The following is a 14,906-nucleotide window of genomic DNA, read 5'->3' as shown; positions in this document are numbered from 1 at the left end:
TGCATGTAATGGATCGGACGCGATGGCGCTACTGTACCAAGCCTATCAGAACCACATGGACCTGACCGAGCCTTGGCGCCAGAGCGCGGCAGCCGCCATGCGCTATCTCAACCTGATCCCATCAGGGCTATCCAGCCGCGCCATGCGGCGTCTGTCCGCCGCGCTCGAGCTGATCTCCCGCGCGGCCTTGACCTACGCTCGCCCGGCGTATGGCATCGACAGCGTGACGGTCGGCAACCGCGAGCTCGCCGTCACCGAAGAGGTCACGTTCAAGACGCCGTTCGGCTCGCTCCTGCACTTCAAGAAGGACGCTGCGCCGGATCAGCCCAAGGTGCTGCTGGTCGCGCCGATGTCCGGCCATTTCGCCACCCTGCTGCGCGGCACCGTGAAGACGCTACTGCAGGATCACGACGTCTACATCACAGACTGGCACAATCCGCGCGACATCCCGCGCGATCATGGCCGCTTCGGTCTGGAAGATTACACCGATCATCTCATCAGTTTTCTCAGCCAGCTCGGTCCGCGGCCGCACATGGTGGCGATCTGCCAACCGTCGGTGTCGGCACTCGCCGCGACCGCCGTGATGTGCGAGGACGACCATCCGTCGCGCCCCGCCACCTTGACCTTGATGGCCGGACCGATCGACACGCGGATCCAGCCGACCAAGGTCAACGAGTTCGCCAAGAGCAAGCCGATCGACTGGTTCGAGGGCAACCTGATCCACTACGTGCCCTTCCAGTGCAGGGGCGCCTTCCGCAAGGTCTATCCGGGCTTCGTGCAGCTCACGGCCTTCGTGTCGATGAATCTCGAGCGCCATGTGAAACAGCACATGGATCTCGCCAATCATCTCGCCAAGGGTGAGGTTGAGAAGGCGGAGACCATCAAGACGTTCTACGACGAGTATTTCGCGGTCATGGACCTTCCCGCCGAGTTCTACATCGAAACCGTGCGCGACGTGTTCCAGGAGCATCTGCTGCCGCAGGGCAAGCTGATGCATCGCGGCCGTCCCGTCGATCCGAAAGCCGTGCGGCGCATCGGCCTGATGACGGTGGAAGGCGAGCGCGACGACATCTGCTCGATCGGACAGACGCTCTCGGCGCAGGACATCTGCACCAATGTACGTGCCTATCGCCGCGTCCATCACATGCAGGCCGGCGTCGGCCATTACGGCGTGTTCAGTGGCAAGAAGTGGAATACCGAGATCTATCCGCTGCTGCGGGATTTCGTGCACGTCAATTCGTGAAGCGGCCGCGTTGCAGTGTCGCCGACGGCGCCTCCCCGAACTTGTCGCGATAGGCACCCGCCATCCGCCCGAGATGGGTGAAGCCGAGGTCGAAGGCGATGTCGATGATCCGCGCCTCCGGCGGAGCCGCCATCAATTGCGCATTGAGCCGCGCCAGCCGGATGTCGAGCAGCATGTCGGAGATCGACATGCCGAAATGGCGGCGGAAGCCGCCTTGCAGCGCCCGGATCCCCACTCCTGACGACGCCGCGAGTTGCGCCAGATCGAGCGGTTCGGCTGCGTGCGCCGCCAGGAGATCACGCGCCCGGCGGACGGCCTGCGGCAGCGTCTCGACCCGGCCGGAATGCAGCCTGATCGCCTCCGCCAGGCCATTGCCCGGCTGCTCGAACAGAATGTCCAGCAGCGTCTCGCGCCAATTGGCTGCCGCAACCGATGGCAGGTCGCGCCCACCGCCGAGACGCTCGGCGAGGTCGGCGAGCCCAAGCATGTGAGCCCGGAGCCGCGAGCCATGACATCCCGACAGCGCGATCGCGGGATCGAATTCGATCGGTTGCACCGCGCGCCCGGACAGCGCGGCGGCGCGCTGTTCCACGAGACGGCGGTCGAGCAACAGGATCAACTGAGCGCAGGCGTCCCAGACCATCCGCGTGGGCAATGTCGGCGACAGCAGTGATGCCGCATGGTCTGGCGCCGTCGCGACCTCGCCGGCCCCGGCAAAGACCCGCGCGGTCCCCGCCAGCGGGAGCTGCAGCAGAAAGAAGCGGTCGAGACAGCCCGGATCGATGGTTACCGCACCGCCATAGGCGACGTAGTTGATGGAAAAGCCATCGAATGCCGCGCAATTATGCAGAGCGAGGAAATCGCGCGCAGTATCGGCCTCCGGTTGCAGCCCATGCGGACAGAAGATGCGGCCTATTTGTTCAGCGGCCTCATCGACATCGTGCGTTGCAACACGGCCATAGGCTGTAAGCCGCGGCACAGCCGGTGACTTCCAACTACGATCAGCGGCTGCACCTGCAGTCATGGCCTACGTCGTCCGTCGAGATCGTTTGAAACCTATAATAATTAGCAACTGACGTCGAGGGATTCGTTTTCTGGATAGACTTGGCGTCGCCCCGGCTTGATCCTCCCATGCGTGCAGCAAGGAGATCCGCCATGATCACACTCGAAAAAGGCATCACGCGCGCAGGTACCGGCTATGCCGGCAAGACCTGGAATATCCTGGGTCAGCTCTATTATCCCAAGGCCGTCACCGACTCCACGTTCGCCTTCGAGACCAACAGCGAGCCCGGGCAGTTCGTGCCGGTTCACGTTCATCCCACCCAGGACGAGTTCATCCTGGTGCAGGAAGGCGTCCTCGACCTCAAGCTCGACGGCGTCTGGGTCAAGGCGAATGCCGGCGACCTCGTGCGCATGCCGCGCGGCATTCCGCATGGCTATTTCAACAAATCCGACAAGCCGGCGCGCGCGCTGTTCTGGGTGTCGCCGATGCAGAAGCTGGAGGCGCTGTTCAACATGCTGGACAATCTCGCCGACCCGGCCGAAGTGGTGCGGATCTCGGCGGAGCACGAGGTCGACTTCCTGCCGCCCGAGGCCAACGACTAGGCGGCAGCGCCGGGCCCGGCGAGCGCTCCTCAATTGTTGCGGTACGGACGGAGCGCGATCATCGCTATCGGCCCGGTGCGTGCAGCATGAGCAACGGCTGCGCCTGAACGACATGCGATCGGCGAGATCCTTCTCGCCCTGACTTCGAAGCTGGCTTGTCCGTCGGCATCGCACATCTCGGTCGCGCCGGGCGACCTTCGTCACCATCAAACTCTTGCGGGCTCTTGCGGCGCGGCGGGTGCGCGGCCGCGCGCCCGACAACAAGGAGGTCCCATGATCAATCGAAAGAATGTCTGTGTGATCGGCGCCGGTGTCTCCGGCCTGGCTGCAGCCAAAGCATTCGCCGCCCGCGGGCACGACGTCACCATCGTCGAGCGGAGCGCCGATCTCGGCGGCGTCTGGGAGCCCGCGCGATCCTATCCCGACGTGCAGACGCAGAGCCCCAAGGAGCTCTATCGCTACACCGACAAGGCGATGCCGGATCACTACCCCGAATGGCCGAAGGGACCGCAGGTCTATGCCTATCTTGCCGACTACGCGAAGTCCCACGACCTCATCCGCCTGATGCGGTTGAACACGACCGTCCTTGCGATGCAGCGCCGCAGTGACGGCAAGCCTGGATGGAGCCTCGACCTCAAGATCGGAGACCGAACGAGCCGGGAGGATTTCGATTTCGTCGCCGTCTGCACCGGTCAGTTCAACGAGCCGCAGACGTTGTCGCTTGCCGGCGAAGATCAGTTCGCGGCCGCCGGCGGCTTGATCCTGCATTCCTCGAAATACAACGATGCCGCGCTCACGAGGGGGCGCGACGTGGTAGTCCTCGGCGGCTCGAAATCGGCAACCGATATCGCGGTCAACGCCGTGCGCTCCGGCGCGCGCTCGGTCAGGATCGTGCTTCGTGAAGCGGTGTGGCGCATTCCCTACTTCATCGGCGGTCTGATCAACTTCAAGCGCATCCTCTATATCCGCGCCCAGGAGCAGATGTTCCCAAGCTGGGGCATCGGCCCGCTCTCGCGCCTTGCCCATCTGCTGGCCAAGCCGCTCGTCTGGGCCAATTGGCGGGGCCTGGAGAGCCTGCTCAAGACGCAGTTGATGCTCGCCAAATGCAACATGGTGCCGAAGGGCAGGATCGAGGACGGCGTGAACTGCTCCGTCCCGATCGCGACGCCCGACTTCTTCCCGATGGTCGCAGACGGCCGGATCAAGGCTGTCTACGGCACCTTCGGCCACTACGAGCCGAACACCATCGTGACCAGCGGCGGTGAACGAATTCCGGCCGACGTCGCGATCCTCGCCATCGGCTACAAGCTCGGGGTCCCGTTCCTGTCGGCTGCCGACCGCGCCAGACTGGTCGATCCGGACGGGCAGTACCGGCTCTATCGGCTGATCGCCAATCCCGATCTTCCCGACATGGGGTTCGTCGGCTTCAATTCGAGCTTCTGCACCGTGCTCTGTGCGGACATGGCCGCCAACTGGCTGGTGCGGTATGCCGACAAGCAATTGGCGCATCAACCGAGCGAGCGCGAGATGCGCGACAACATCGAGATGATGCTGCATTTCAAGCGGATCGAGCGCCCTGCCGCCGGCGTCTATGGCGGACTTTGCGTCGCGCCCTATCACTTCAAGCATTTCGACGAACTGCTTGCAGACATCGGCGCCCAGCGCCGACGGCGCAACCCGTTGGCCGAGATGTTCACGCCGCCCGATGCGGACGCGTATAACGACTTTCTCGCATCCGCGCCGGCCTATCAGGCCGGCTGAGGTAGCGGCGAGCAGCCTCGCCACACTACTAACACAGTGACGCCGCAAGCGAGACGCATTGCACGGAGACGGCCGTATGCCCGCCGACGTCGGCGCTGGCCTTCCTGGTAAGGCCGGGCTATCCAAAGCGCCCCCGGCCTCCAGCCGTTCGCCTCGGAGCCTGCCATGATACTCTCGCCCCATCTCCGCATCATCGGTCTCGCCGCTTCGGCCGCGTTCCTCCTGACCACCGCGGCCCAAGCCGCAGAAGTCCACGTCATGATCTCCGGCGGCATGACCGCTGCGTTCAAATCCCTGGTGCCGGAGTTCGAGCGGCGCTCGGGTCACAAGGTCACGATTGCCTACGGCCCGTCGATGGGAACGACCACGAATGCGATTCCCGTTCGCCTCGAGCGCGGCGAACCTGCCGATGTCCTCATCATGGTGGGCTACGCGCTCAGCGATCTCACCACCAAGGGCAAGGTGATGCCCGATAGCCGTGCGGACCTCGCCAATTCGCCGATCGGCGTCGCGGTCAAGTCGGGGACGCCGCATCCCGATATTTCGAACGCGGAAGCCGTGAAACGCATGCTGATCGCGGCCAAGGCCATCGCCTATTCGGACAGCGCCAGCGGCGTCTACGTCTCCACCGAGATGTTCGATAAGCTTGGCATCAAGGACGAGATGAAGGGCAAGGCGCGGATGATTCCGGCCACTCCCGTCGGCGAGATCGTCGCCCAGGGCGAAGCGGAGATCGGCTTTCAGCAGATCAGCGAGCTCAAGCCGGTGAAGGGCATCGACATCGTCGGGCCGCTGCCGGCCGGACTGCAGAAGATCACCGTGTTCTCCGCCGGCATTGCCACGGACGCCAAGGAGCCGGAGGCCGGCAAGGCGCTCATCAAGTTCCTGCAATCACCGGATGCGCGTCATGTCATCGCGGAAAGCGGCCTCGATCCGATCGTGAGGCGGGCCCCGAACTGACGATAGAGCGCGCCGGCTGAGACGATGGCTCTCCCCGCCTGTGGCGTGGGAGAGTTCGGCAGGTAGCGTCGGTGCGCTTACTGGGTGAGCAAAGTCGACTCGCTCAGATTGTTGGCACCGTACGCTTTCTTGAGCAGGCCGTTCGCCTTGGAGTCCGTCATGAACTTGGTGACGAAGGCCAGCGACTGCGGATGCTTCAGCGGTACCGCAACCGCGGTGTCCGTCTTCTTGAAGGTCTCGGCGAGCACCTTGGTGCCGGAAATCTGCTTGGTGATGAGATTCAATTGATCGCGCGCCAGCGCGAGCGCGTCGATCTCGCCGGCGCTGAGCAACGCGTAGACTTCCTCGTAGGACTTGAAGCCGGTGACGGTCGCCTTCTTCAGGAAGGCCTTGGCACCGCGCAGCACGGTCGTGTCGTTGATGGCCGCAACCTCGGTGCCGGCCTGGTCCAGCGCCGCGATGTTGGCGACGTCGAGACCGGCGCGGATGATGAAGGTGGTCTCGACCGAATCGTAGACCGGACCGAACGAGACCTTGGTTTCGCGCTCCGCGTCCTTCGGCATGAAGGCCACATCCCAGACGCCCCGAGCAGCTTCATCGGTGATCGCATTGGAATTCGGATGCTCGACGAACTCGACGGGCACACCGACCTGCGCGGCCATCGCCTTGCCCAGTTCGACCGGAACGCCTGAATAGCCGCTGTCCGACTTGACGCACCAGAACGCACCGCCGGCGGGGCCAACGGCAATGGCGACGCGAAGCTTGCCCGTCGGCGCGATTTCTTCCTTCAAGCCGGCTGCGCCCGCGGCGTGGCCGGCAAACGTGACTACCGCAGCTACCAGGGCTGCGTCACGCAGCCAGCGCCAAAACGCCATGGCCCTCTCCCATTGGATTGCAAGTTGGATACGAGCCGCACCTTGCCGGGAGCACCGTTAAATACAGCTTACCTCGCTTACGCAAAGCAGCATGCGACGCGCAAAACTTGCGCGTCGCAATTGCGGTTTCAAATAACTCGATACCGAAAACCGATTAAGCGTCGCTTAAACGCAGCGGCGAACCGCGACGCCATTGACGATCACCGTGCGGCACGCCGCGGCCGCCACCGGCGGCTTGCGAACCACCACGGCGCCCGCCGCACCGGCGCAGCCGGCCCGCACGACGCCGCGTGCGCAGACCACGGCATTGGCATCCGACATCGACACGAACGGCATCGCCGCCAGGATGAACAATCCGCACAGCGTGGAAATAATGGCACGTGAGACAATGGCGCTCATCTTCAAACTCCTGATCATGATCTGATTGGTCAAATATCCACCCTGTCGCGACCTTGCCTGGGACCTCCCCGCCCGACAACTGGGACAATTTGGGTGGATTCGCTTTCGTGTGCGTCCTCGCGGGCACGGCGGTGGTAACTGTGAACGGCGGCAGCCGCCCTGCATCAGCGATTGGCCGCAAACTGCGCGAGCATGCCCTTGCAGCCAGGTGTCAGCGCGCCGGCATTGGCCGCGAGGCACTGCGCAATCCGGCCGCCGCCCGGCTCGATGCCACTGCACAACGCCCGCGCGTCCGCGCCGCACGCGGCCCTCACGATGCGCAACTCCTCGAGCGGCCGCAGCGGTCGCAACACCAGCGCCGGCGCCGCTAGTCCAGCGGTGGTTGTCGCCGCGGGCGAGGCAACAGCCGCAGTCGCCGTCGATGTCCCGGTCGACGCGGCACCACCGCTCGAAGCCGCCATGGCCTGAGCGCAGGGAGCGGACACCTTGGCCTTGTTCTGCTCCAGGCATTGCAGCGCCGCCGCGCCGCCCGGCGGCACGCTGCTGCACACCTTGCGGTAATCGGAGCCGCAGGCACTTCGGATCGCGGCAACCTGCGCCTCGCTCGGCTTGACCGCAGGCGCCGACGCAGCCGGCTTGGCCGCAGCCGTGGCGGACTGGGCAGGCACGGCCGGGACGGACGCGGCCGGCTGCGCCGCGACCTTCGGAGGCTCGGCGGGAGGCTTGCTCGCCTCGGCGGCGGCCGGCCTGCTCTCGGCCGGTGGCGCCGAATCCGGCTTGGCTTGCACGACAGGCTTGGCCTCTGCCGCGGGTTTGGCTTCTGCCGCAGGCTTGGTCTCCGCGGCAGGCTCGAGCGCCTTGACCGCCGTCTGACAAGATGAGGACAGGCTCGCGATGTTCTTCTGCAGGCATTGGAACGCCGCCGTGCCGCCGGGCGGCACGCTCGCGCATTTCGACATGTAGTCCGACCGGCATGCCGACTTGATCGCGTTGCGCTGCGCATCGCTCTGCGCCAGCGCCTCCGTTGCAGCAAGGCCGGCCGCCGCGACCATCCCGAGCACCAGCATTCTCCTGAAGCGATTGATCATCGATCGATCCTCAATGGTGTCGTGCTTCAATCTCTCGTCGCCACCGCGGTCGCCTGCATGGTGGCCAATCAGATCTCATCAGTATCAGCACGCGCATATCGGCCCAGGCTGCGCCGGCAGCGCGTGCCTGGCAATTGGGAAAATTTGGGTGGATCGCATTCTCACTCCGCCGGCGCCTCCCGCAGCGCCGGCTGCGCCGCCGGAAGCTCCGGCGGCAGGATCAGCGCGGCGATGACCGCAACCAGGCAGAGCACGGCGAACGCCTGCAGCATGGTGACGAAGCCGCCGCGCTCATACAGCCAGGCGACCAGGCCAACCGAGGCGCCGGCCGCGGTGAAGCCGACGAAGTAGCGCACCGCATAGGCGCGCGAGCGCCATTCCTCGGCCGTGTATTTGCCGACCATGGCGTCATTCACGGTGACCTGCCCGAACGCACCCATGACGATGCCGATCGAGGCCACGATCAGCGCCCAGTCGCGCGCGTCGGCGGCGAGATACAGCAGCGGCGCCAGCACCAGCGACAGCGGCAGCGCGATCGTCTTCAGCGCGTGGCGATCGAGCAGCCGCCCTATCGTGTACTGCGTCATCGCGCCGAACACGTAGACGCCGGCCGCGATCACGCCGAGCAGCGCCGGGCTCTGCGTCAACCCGGCCAGCCGCTCCGCGAACAGCTTTGGCAGCGCCACGGTGATCGCGTTGAACGTCGTGGAGATCGCGATCACCACCAGCAGCAGCGCGAGCACCACGCGCCACATCTGGTCGCGCGCGACACGGGCCTGCGCCGCGGCCTGCTTCGATCCGCGGCGGTCCTCATGCACGACCGACAGCGCGAACACCACGCCGATCGCCACCGTGATCACCCCGGGTACGATGAAGGCGAAGCGCCAGCCGAGATATTGCCCGACCACGCCGGTGACCAGCGCCGACGAGGCGACGCCGAGATTTCCGAACACGCCGTTCAGCCCCATGTCGCGACCGAGCCGGTCGGCGTAGGACACCAGCATCGCGGTTCCCACCGGGTGATAGATCGAGGCGAACAGGCCGATCGAAAGCAGCGCCGCGCCGAGCTGCCACGGCGTCTGCACCAGGCCGACCGAGATCATCGACAGGCCGATGCCGAGATAGAAGATCAGCATCATGTGCCGCCGGCTCCAGCGGTCGCCGAGCCAGCCGGTCAGGAGCGACCCGGCGCCGAAGGCGATGAAGCCCGGCGTCGCATAGGGCAGCAGGTCCGCATAGGCCATGCCGAGCGCCGGGCCCATGATGATGACCGCGGCTGCGAAGATCAGCATCGCATAATGGTCGATGAAATGGGCCGCGTTGACGAAGCCGATGACGCGGCGGGCGCTGTTCATGGGAGCTGTCCTCGATTCCTGACGGATCGGTTATAGTCGACGCGACCAACGAGAAGCCGCCAATGACCATCGTGGACACGCCATTGAAGCCGCTCGGCGCCGACCGGGTGACAACCGAGCCCGGCGTCCATCTGATCGCGCGCCTCTATCACAAGGGTGCGCGGCTCGATCCGCACATGCACCGCGAATCCCAATTGATCTACGCCTCGCGCGGCACGATGCAGGTGACGACGCCGCGGGGACGCTGGCTGGTGCCACCGGACCGCGCGGTCTGGGTGCCGGCGCGCCATGGCCACGCCATCGACATGCTGGCCGACAGCCAGATGCGGACGCTGTATTTCGAGCTGGACTGGCTGAAGCGGGAGACACGGGGCGCGCGGCTCGACCGCGAATTCGTCGTGCAGGTCTCGCCGCTGCTGCATCAGGCGATCCTGGCGCTGTTCGCGGCGGACGGCGGGCCGGAGCGCACGGCGCTGCTGGTGCGGCTCGCTCTGCTCGAGTTGCGCCGCGCCGAGGATTCCTCGACCTTCATCCCCTTGCCGCAGGATCCGCGCGCGCGCCGTGCCGCCCAGCTCGTCCTCGCCTCTCCCGCGAGCGAGCAGGACCTGGCGACCCTGGCGGGCAAGGTCGGCAGCTCGGCCCGCACCCTGTCGCGGCTGTTCGCGGCGGAGACGCGGCTGAGCTTCAAGGCGTGGTGCCAGCGTGCCCGGATCGCCGCCGCGATCGAGCGGCTGTCCACCGACCGTCACCTCTCCGTCAAGCAGCTCGCCGCCGATCTCGGCTATGCTAGCGTGCCGGCGTTTTCGCATGCCTTCAGGCAGGTCACCGGCCGCACTCCGACCGAATTCGCGGAGCAGACAGGTGCATGACACGCCGGCCGCATATGCGCGCCGCGACGGCGGCGTTGACGATTTGTTATGTTTGAATGTCGCCAGCTTTGCCATAAATCCATGTAACATCGCCTTCATCACGCTCTGGGATTCGACCGACATCAGATGGCCAATGCCTTTTTCACCGACCTGATCACCACAATTTCCGAGCGAGGCCGGACGCTGCTTCGCGGCGGCGGCGCCCCTGTCGAGAAGCACGATGCGACGAGCCTGGCCGAGCTGTGCGAGGCGCTGGTGTCCGGCGCCGGCGAGGCCTCGGGCACGGCGATGGCCCGCGACGTGCTCGACGGCTATCACGATCTCGACCCCGAGGGGCGCAAGGCGTTCTTCACCGCGCTGGTCCATGATTTCGGGCCCGACAAGGCCAGGCTCGCCAAGGCGATCGACGACTGGCGTGCGGCGCCGTCGGACGAAGGCGCGAGCGCGCTGCATTTCGCCTCCGAGCCGCGCCGGCAGGAGCTGATCCGCCGGCTCAACCGCGCGCCGGGCGGCACGCCCGAGCTGGTGGCGATGCGCACCGATCTCCTGGATCTGTTGAAGGCCAATCCGGAACTCGCCGCGCTCGACCGTGACGTGGTGCATCTCTTGAGCTCGTGGTTCAACAGGGGGTTTCTCGTGCTGCGCAAGATCGACTGGTCGACGCCGGCGAACATTCTGGAGCAGATCATCCGCTACGAGGCGGTGCATGAGATCCACGACTGGGACGATCTGCGCCGCCGCATCGATCCGGTCGATCGCCGCTGCTACGCCTTCTTCCATCCGGCGATGCCCGACGCGCCCCTGATCTTCGTCGAGATCGCGCTGACCGAGACGATCCCCGGCGCCATCGCGCCGCTGCTCGCGGTCGACCGTCCGCCGGTGCCGGCCGACCGCGCCCGCACCGCCGTGTTCTATTCGATCTCCAACACCCAGCGCGGGCTCGGCGGCATCTCGTTCGGCAACTTCCTGATCAAGCAAGTGGTGGAGGAGTTGAGGCGCGAGCTGCCGAAGCTCGACACCTTCGTGACCTTGTCGCCGGTGCCGGGCTTCATGAATTGGCTGAAGTCGACGGCCGATGCGACCGAAGAGGACCGCAACGTGCTCAAGCTGCTGAACGAGCCGCGCTGGGTCGAGGACGCCGAGATGTCCGCCGAGCTGCGCCCCGTGATCGAGCCGCTCGCCGCGCACTACTTCCTGAGGGCGCGCACGTCGAAGGGAAAGGTGATCGATCCCGTCGCCCGCTTCCACCTCGGCAACGGCGCGAGGCTGGAGCGCATCAACTGGCTCGGCGACCTCTCGTCCAAAGGCCAGCGCGAATCCGCGACCGTGATGGTGAACTATCTGTATCGGCTCGAGGACATCGAGAAGAACCACGAAGCCTATGCCAATGACGGCGAGGTCGTCGCCTCCAGCGCGGTCAAGAAGCTGCTGCGCGCCGAGGGCCGGCGGCTGCTGGATATGCGGCTGTCGTCGTAATTGGTCCCCTATACGGCGCATGGGACGAACCACGCGAACCACAAAGTCAGTGTCATCCCGGCGAACGCCGGGATCCATAACCCCAGGACGTGATTTGGGGCGGACTCGTCGTTAGACCTCGCGTCCCACATCCGCCGCGGAGTATGGGTCCCGGCGTTCGCCGGGACGACGCTGTAGGAAAACCGCTTTCACATCTCAAACAGCTGGAGGACGTGCGACCGCGGCCTCGCGGCGCCTGACGCCCGAGTGCTGCGAAACACGTCACCCTCATCAAATACAGAGGGCGCAGGGAAGACCGGGTGCTGGCCGCAACCCATGGCCCCCGTGCGGGAAAAAGTGCACGGGGCAGGAACCACAGGTACGACCGGTGCATTCCGGCCTTCCCTGCGCGATGGTTGAACGGTGTCCTTCGTGCTCTCCCTGGGGATCGGGCTTTCTTGCCCCCATCGCCCGCGCGTGCCGTCAAGCAACGCTTGCGGACTTGACCTCAGCGTCGAGAGGCCAGGACCACACGACTTCTCCGTCCGCACAGACGCCGGTCGTCACCCGACATCTCCACGGCCACCGCATCCCTGCCCCGACGTTCGTGACGACGCGTACGCCCCTCTGCGATGAGGCAGGATGCATGCATCATTGCTGATTTTCGGAATTTGTCAAGCGGAAAGATCTGGGCGCCGCTCACAACGCCTTCTGCGTCGCCTCCACATGCCGCGCGAAGCTGTCGAGAATCGCCTGCCAGCCACCCTGCTGCTGCTCGACCGAGTGGGTCGTTTCGGCATCGAAGACGACGCGAACGACAACACCCTTCGGGCCGGGCTCGAAGTGAACTTCCGCCTGCCGGTCGCCGAAGGCGTATGCGATCAGCTTGTGCTCGACGATCTTGGTGTAGGTGCCGGCGAAGTCGAACCCCATGCTGCCGTCCTTGGCCTCCATCCGCGACGAGAACGCGCCGCCTTCGCGCAGGTCGACCGTGGCCTTGGTCGTATGCCAATCGTCCGACGCGGCGTTCCACTTCACGATATCGGCCGGCGTCGTATAGGCGCGCCAGACCTGATCGATCGGGGCTGTGACGGTGGTTTCGACGATGATCCGCATGGATGTTGCTCCGGCTTCGGTTGTGACGGGAGCTGCACGGGTGCAGGCCCGGTGTTGGTCCAAGGACGGCCCAGACCGGCAAGTCCCGACACGCCGCGGGACAAATCTTGCGCTCTGGGGAACCGCTTCGCTGACTCAGATGGAACGCTTCGAGCCGCGTGGACTACCCCGAAATTCGGAAGAAGAGGAGATTTGGCGTCGTCCTTCAACCAACAGGAGCGTTGAAAAACCAAGCGGAATTTGCCTTGAGCAGGTACGAGGCGTGACACAAACTCACACCGGTCCAAGGTACTCCCCCCTGCTACCCGGCCGGGGTCGAAACACCCTCTGGAGTGTTATGATAATGGATTCTATAGTCGCATGGTCAGTCCGCCCCTTCGGAATCTTTAAGAATCGAGGGATACGTTTGTTGCGCTGACTTGATGGGTTTTCGCCAAATTGGCTTTATGCGATGTTCGAAACATGCCTGACGTGAATCCAGATATTCTGATTTGGGCGCGCGAGACCGCTGGGCTTACGCCTGACGAGGCTGTCAAAAAGCTGGGCATAAACCCTAGCAAAAACATGACCGGCGCCGAGAAGCTAGAGGCCTACGAAAAAGGCGTACTGAGTCCGTCACGACCTCTGCTCGTCAGGATGTCACAACAATATAGACGTCCTCTAGTGGCTTTCTACATGAAAAGCAGACCAGCGCAGGGCGCCCGCCCGGAAGATTTTCGAAACATCCCGGATAGAGATCCCGACTCGGACATTTTGATCTCAGTTCTCGTGCGCAATGTGAGAGCAAGGCAATCTGCAGTCCGAGAGATCCTCGTAGACGACGAATCCGCTCCGCTGGCATTCGTTGCTTCGAAATCAATCAAGGACGGTCCGACGGCTGTTCTAGAAAGCATAGTCAACATTACCGGAATGAAGCGCGAGGAATTTCGCGCGAGGCCTACTCCTGAGCTCGCTTTTGCCTACCTGAGAGCAAAAGTTGAAGCGGCCGGAGTTTTTGTCCTACTGATTGGCAACCTGGGCAGCCATCATACTGCGATAGATGCGGAAGCATTCAGAGGTTTCGCCCTTGCGGATGAAATTGCCCCCTTCGTTGTTGTCAACGACCAGGATGCAAGAACAGCCTGGTCGTTCACGCTGATCCATGAATTGGCGCACATTTGGCTTGGCGCCAGCGGCATAAGCGGCAAGGTTTCTGACGTGGAAACCGAAAAGTTTTGCAACACCGTTGCCAATCTATTCTTCCTTTCGGACGCCGAGCTGGACACACTGAAAATTGAGAAGGGCGAATCGCAGCAAGAGACAATTTCGAAGATTTCGGAGTTCGCCAGGAAGCGTCACATAAGCGGATCGATGGTTGCGTACAGCCTCCTGCGAAAGGGCAAAATCACAGTTGAGACGTGGCGCGCCATCACACATTTTTTTTCTACTCAATGGCGGAGGAGTCGAGACGCTCAAAAGGAGCGAGATCAAGATTCATCGGGGCCAAATTACTACGTTGTTCGGCGACATCGTTTGGGGCGCGCCCTGATGCATACCGTCTTGAGAGCTTTAAACGAAGGAACTTTAAGCCCTACCCGCGCGAGCCAAATCTTAGGCGTCAAGCCACGAAGCGTCTCTCCGCTGTTGAGTGACGCAGCTTTTGGCGGCAGAGCCGCTTAAGCCATGCTGTATTTGCTGGATGCGAATGTTCTCATTACAGCTCATACACTTTACTACCCCGTCGATACGGTACCAGAATTTTGGAGCTGGCTAGCCTACCAAGGCGCTGCAGGCTCATTGAAAATCCCCATCGAGAACTTCGAAGAAGTGAAAGATGGAGGCACGGACGATGAGAAGGACCTGCTTTTTGGCTGGATTTCAGACAAAGATGTTCGAGAGGCAATCGTGCTCGACGCTCAAAGTGACCCCGCGTTGGTGGCGGAAGTGATCAGCCGCGGATATGCTCCCGACCTTACCGAAGATGAGCTTCCGGCACTGGGGCGAGATCCATTTCTCATTTCGTACGCACTAGCTTCTCCTAAAGATCGATGCATCGTTACGACCGAAGTTTCGAAACCCAAGCGAGTGAGACAAAACCGGCATATTCCAGACGTATGCGGAACGCTCGGAGTGCAATGCTGCGACACATTTAAAATGACCAGAGCGCTCGGTTTCAAGACGGGATGGAAGCCCTAGCATTA

14 protein-coding genes are annotated in these 14,906 nt (G+C 63.7%); 8 read left to right on the top strand and 6 right to left on the bottom strand.

Going from position 1 to position 14,906, the window contains the following annotated elements; translation table 11 throughout:
• The first annotated feature begins 22 nt into the window (after positions 1–22).
• Entirely contained in the window at positions 23–1,243 is a 1,221-nt protein-coding gene (locus QX135_RS04785) for a polyhydroxyalkanoate depolymerase (RefSeq protein WP_316177124.1), read from the top strand.
• Here QX135_RS04785 and QX135_RS04780 read toward each other — a convergent pair.
• Complete coding sequence (locus QX135_RS04780) at positions 1,233–2,267, bottom strand: AraC family transcriptional regulator (protein ID WP_316177126.1); 1,035 nt, start codon at positions 2,265–2,267, stop codon at positions 1,233–1,235. The two genes, QX135_RS04785 and QX135_RS04780, sit on opposite strands and share 11 nt — an antisense overlap.
• 131 nt (positions 2,268–2,398) lie before the next feature.
• Between QX135_RS04780 and QX135_RS04775 the strand changes: the two genes are divergently transcribed.
• The 3 genes from QX135_RS04775 (at position 2,399) to QX135_RS04765 (ending at position 5,569) form a co-directional block, all read left to right on the top strand.
• Positions 2,399–2,848 carry a cupin domain-containing protein gene (locus QX135_RS04775; protein WP_315718048.1) on the top strand — a complete coding sequence of 150 codons (450 nt, stop codon included), beginning with the start codon at positions 2,399–2,401 and terminating at the stop codon, positions 2,846–2,848.
• Positions 2,849–3,121: 273 nt separating this feature from the next.
• Positions 3,122–4,609: a flavin-containing monooxygenase gene (locus QX135_RS04770; protein WP_316177128.1), complete on the top strand. Its 1,488-nt coding sequence runs from the start codon at positions 3,122–3,124 to the stop codon at positions 4,607–4,609.
• Positions 4,610–4,774: 165 nt separating this feature from the next.
• A complete protein-coding gene (locus QX135_RS04765) occupies positions 4,775–5,569 on the top strand; it encodes a substrate-binding domain-containing protein (protein ID WP_316233970.1) in 795 nt (264 codons plus the stop codon).
• A 77-nt stretch (positions 5,570–5,646) separates the two neighbouring features.
• On the opposite strand, the gene QX135_RS04760 is transcribed toward QX135_RS04765, so the two are convergent.
• The 4 genes from QX135_RS04760 to QX135_RS04745 all read right to left on the bottom strand — a co-directional run bounded on the left by QX135_RS04760 (position 5,647) and on the right by QX135_RS04745 (position 9,286).
• Positions 5,647–6,444 (bottom strand): transporter substrate-binding domain-containing protein, encoded by a 798-nt coding sequence (locus QX135_RS04760; protein ID WP_315738623.1) that lies wholly within the window; start codon positions 6,442–6,444, stop codon positions 5,647–5,649.
• A gap of 165 nt (positions 6,445–6,609) precedes the next feature.
• Complete coding sequence (locus QX135_RS04755) at positions 6,610–6,843, bottom strand: hypothetical protein (RefSeq protein WP_315718042.1); 234 nt, start codon at positions 6,841–6,843, stop codon at positions 6,610–6,612.
• Positions 6,844–7,007: 164 nt separating this feature from the next.
• Positions 7,008–7,931 carry a hypothetical protein gene (locus QX135_RS04750; protein WP_316160287.1) on the bottom strand — a complete coding sequence of 308 codons (924 nt, stop codon included), beginning with the start codon at positions 7,929–7,931 and terminating at the stop codon, positions 7,008–7,010.
• Between the two features lie 161 nt (positions 7,932–8,092).
• Positions 8,093–9,286, bottom strand: coding sequence for an MFS transporter (locus QX135_RS04745; protein ID WP_316160286.1), 1,194 nt, complete (start codon positions 9,284–9,286; stop codon positions 8,093–8,095).
• 62 nt (positions 9,287–9,348) lie between these two features.
• Here QX135_RS04745 and QX135_RS04740 point away from each other — a divergent pair, with 62 nt between their 5' ends.
• Together QX135_RS04740 and QX135_RS04735 are read left to right on the top strand one after the other, a co-directional pair.
• On the top strand, positions 9,349–10,155 hold the full coding sequence (locus QX135_RS04740; RefSeq protein WP_315796673.1) for a helix-turn-helix transcriptional regulator: 807 nt from the start codon (positions 9,349–9,351) through the stop codon (positions 10,153–10,155).
• Between the two features lie 126 nt (positions 10,156–10,281).
• The gene (locus QX135_RS04735; RefSeq protein WP_315775937.1) at positions 10,282–11,631 is read left to right on the top strand and encodes a malonyl-CoA decarboxylase; all 1,350 of its coding nucleotides are present in this window, start codon (positions 10,282–10,284) and stop codon (positions 11,629–11,631) included.
• A gap of 678 nt (positions 11,632–12,309) precedes the next feature.
• Here QX135_RS04735 and QX135_RS04730 read toward each other — a convergent pair.
• Positions 12,310–12,726: an SRPBCC family protein gene (locus tag QX135_RS04730; protein WP_315775936.1), complete on the bottom strand. Its 417-nt coding sequence runs from the start codon at positions 12,724–12,726 to the stop codon at positions 12,310–12,312.
• 462 nt (positions 12,727–13,188) lie between these two features.
• On the opposite strand from QX135_RS04730, the gene QX135_RS04725 reads away from it, so the two are divergent.
• Both QX135_RS04725 and QX135_RS04720 read left to right on the top strand, forming a co-directional pair.
• Positions 13,189–14,385: an XRE family transcriptional regulator gene (locus QX135_RS04725; protein WP_315775935.1), complete on the top strand. Its 1,197-nt coding sequence runs from the start codon at positions 13,189–13,191 to the stop codon at positions 14,383–14,385.
• 3 nt (positions 14,386–14,388) lie between these two features.
• Positions 14,389–14,901 (top strand): DUF4411 family protein, encoded by a 513-nt coding sequence (locus QX135_RS04720; RefSeq protein WP_315775934.1) that lies wholly within the window; start codon positions 14,389–14,391, stop codon positions 14,899–14,901.
• The last annotated feature ends 5 nt before the right edge of the window (positions 14,902–14,906 follow it).

The organism is Bradyrhizobium sp. SZCCHNR1098, assembly GCF_032489375.1.
Taxonomy (GTDB): domain Bacteria; phylum Pseudomonadota; class Alphaproteobacteria; order Rhizobiales; family Xanthobacteraceae; genus Bradyrhizobium.
The sequence above is the reverse complement of the archived record's forward strand: the minus strand, read 5'-3'. Positions and strand labels throughout refer to the sequence as shown.

Excerpts from the sequence above, each read along its gene's own strand:
- QX135_RS04785 (WP_316177124.1), top strand. The coding sequence starts at position 23 with ATGGCGCTACTGTACCAAGCCTATCAGAACCACATGGACCTGACCGAG.
- QX135_RS04780 (WP_316177126.1), bottom strand. The coding sequence starts at position 2,267 with ATGACTGCAGGTGCAGCCGCTGATCGTAGTTGGAAGTCACCGGCTGTG.
- QX135_RS04775 (WP_315718048.1), top strand. The coding sequence starts at position 2,399 with ATGATCACACTCGAAAAAGGCATCACGCGCGCAGGTACCGGCTATGCC.
- QX135_RS04770 (WP_316177128.1), top strand. The coding sequence starts at position 3,122 with ATGATCAATCGAAAGAATGTCTGTGTGATCGGCGCCGGTGTCTCCGGC.
- QX135_RS04765 (WP_316233970.1), top strand. The coding sequence starts at position 4,775 with ATGATACTCTCGCCCCATCTCCGCATCATCGGTCTCGCCGCTTCGGCC.
- QX135_RS04760 (WP_315738623.1), bottom strand. The coding sequence starts at position 6,444 with ATGGCGTTTTGGCGCTGGCTGCGTGACGCAGCCCTGGTAGCTGCGGTA.
- QX135_RS04755 (WP_315718042.1), bottom strand. The coding sequence starts at position 6,843 with ATGAGCGCCATTGTCTCACGTGCCATTATTTCCACGCTGTGCGGATTG.
- QX135_RS04750 (WP_316160287.1), bottom strand. The coding sequence starts at position 7,931 with ATGATCAATCGCTTCAGGAGAATGCTGGTGCTCGGGATGGTCGCGGCG.
- QX135_RS04745 (WP_316160286.1), bottom strand. The coding sequence starts at position 9,286 with ATGAACAGCGCCCGCCGCGTCATCGGCTTCGTCAACGCGGCCCATTTC.
- QX135_RS04740 (WP_315796673.1), top strand. The coding sequence starts at position 9,349 with ATGACCATCGTGGACACGCCATTGAAGCCGCTCGGCGCCGACCGGGTG.
- QX135_RS04735 (WP_315775937.1), top strand. The coding sequence starts at position 10,282 with ATGGCCAATGCCTTTTTCACCGACCTGATCACCACAATTTCCGAGCGA.
- QX135_RS04730 (WP_315775936.1), bottom strand. The coding sequence starts at position 12,726 with ATGCGGATCATCGTCGAAACCACCGTCACAGCCCCGATCGATCAGGTC.
- QX135_RS04725 (WP_315775935.1), top strand. The coding sequence starts at position 13,189 with ATGCCTGACGTGAATCCAGATATTCTGATTTGGGCGCGCGAGACCGCT.
- QX135_RS04720 (WP_315775934.1), top strand. The coding sequence starts at position 14,389 with ATGCTGTATTTGCTGGATGCGAATGTTCTCATTACAGCTCATACACTT.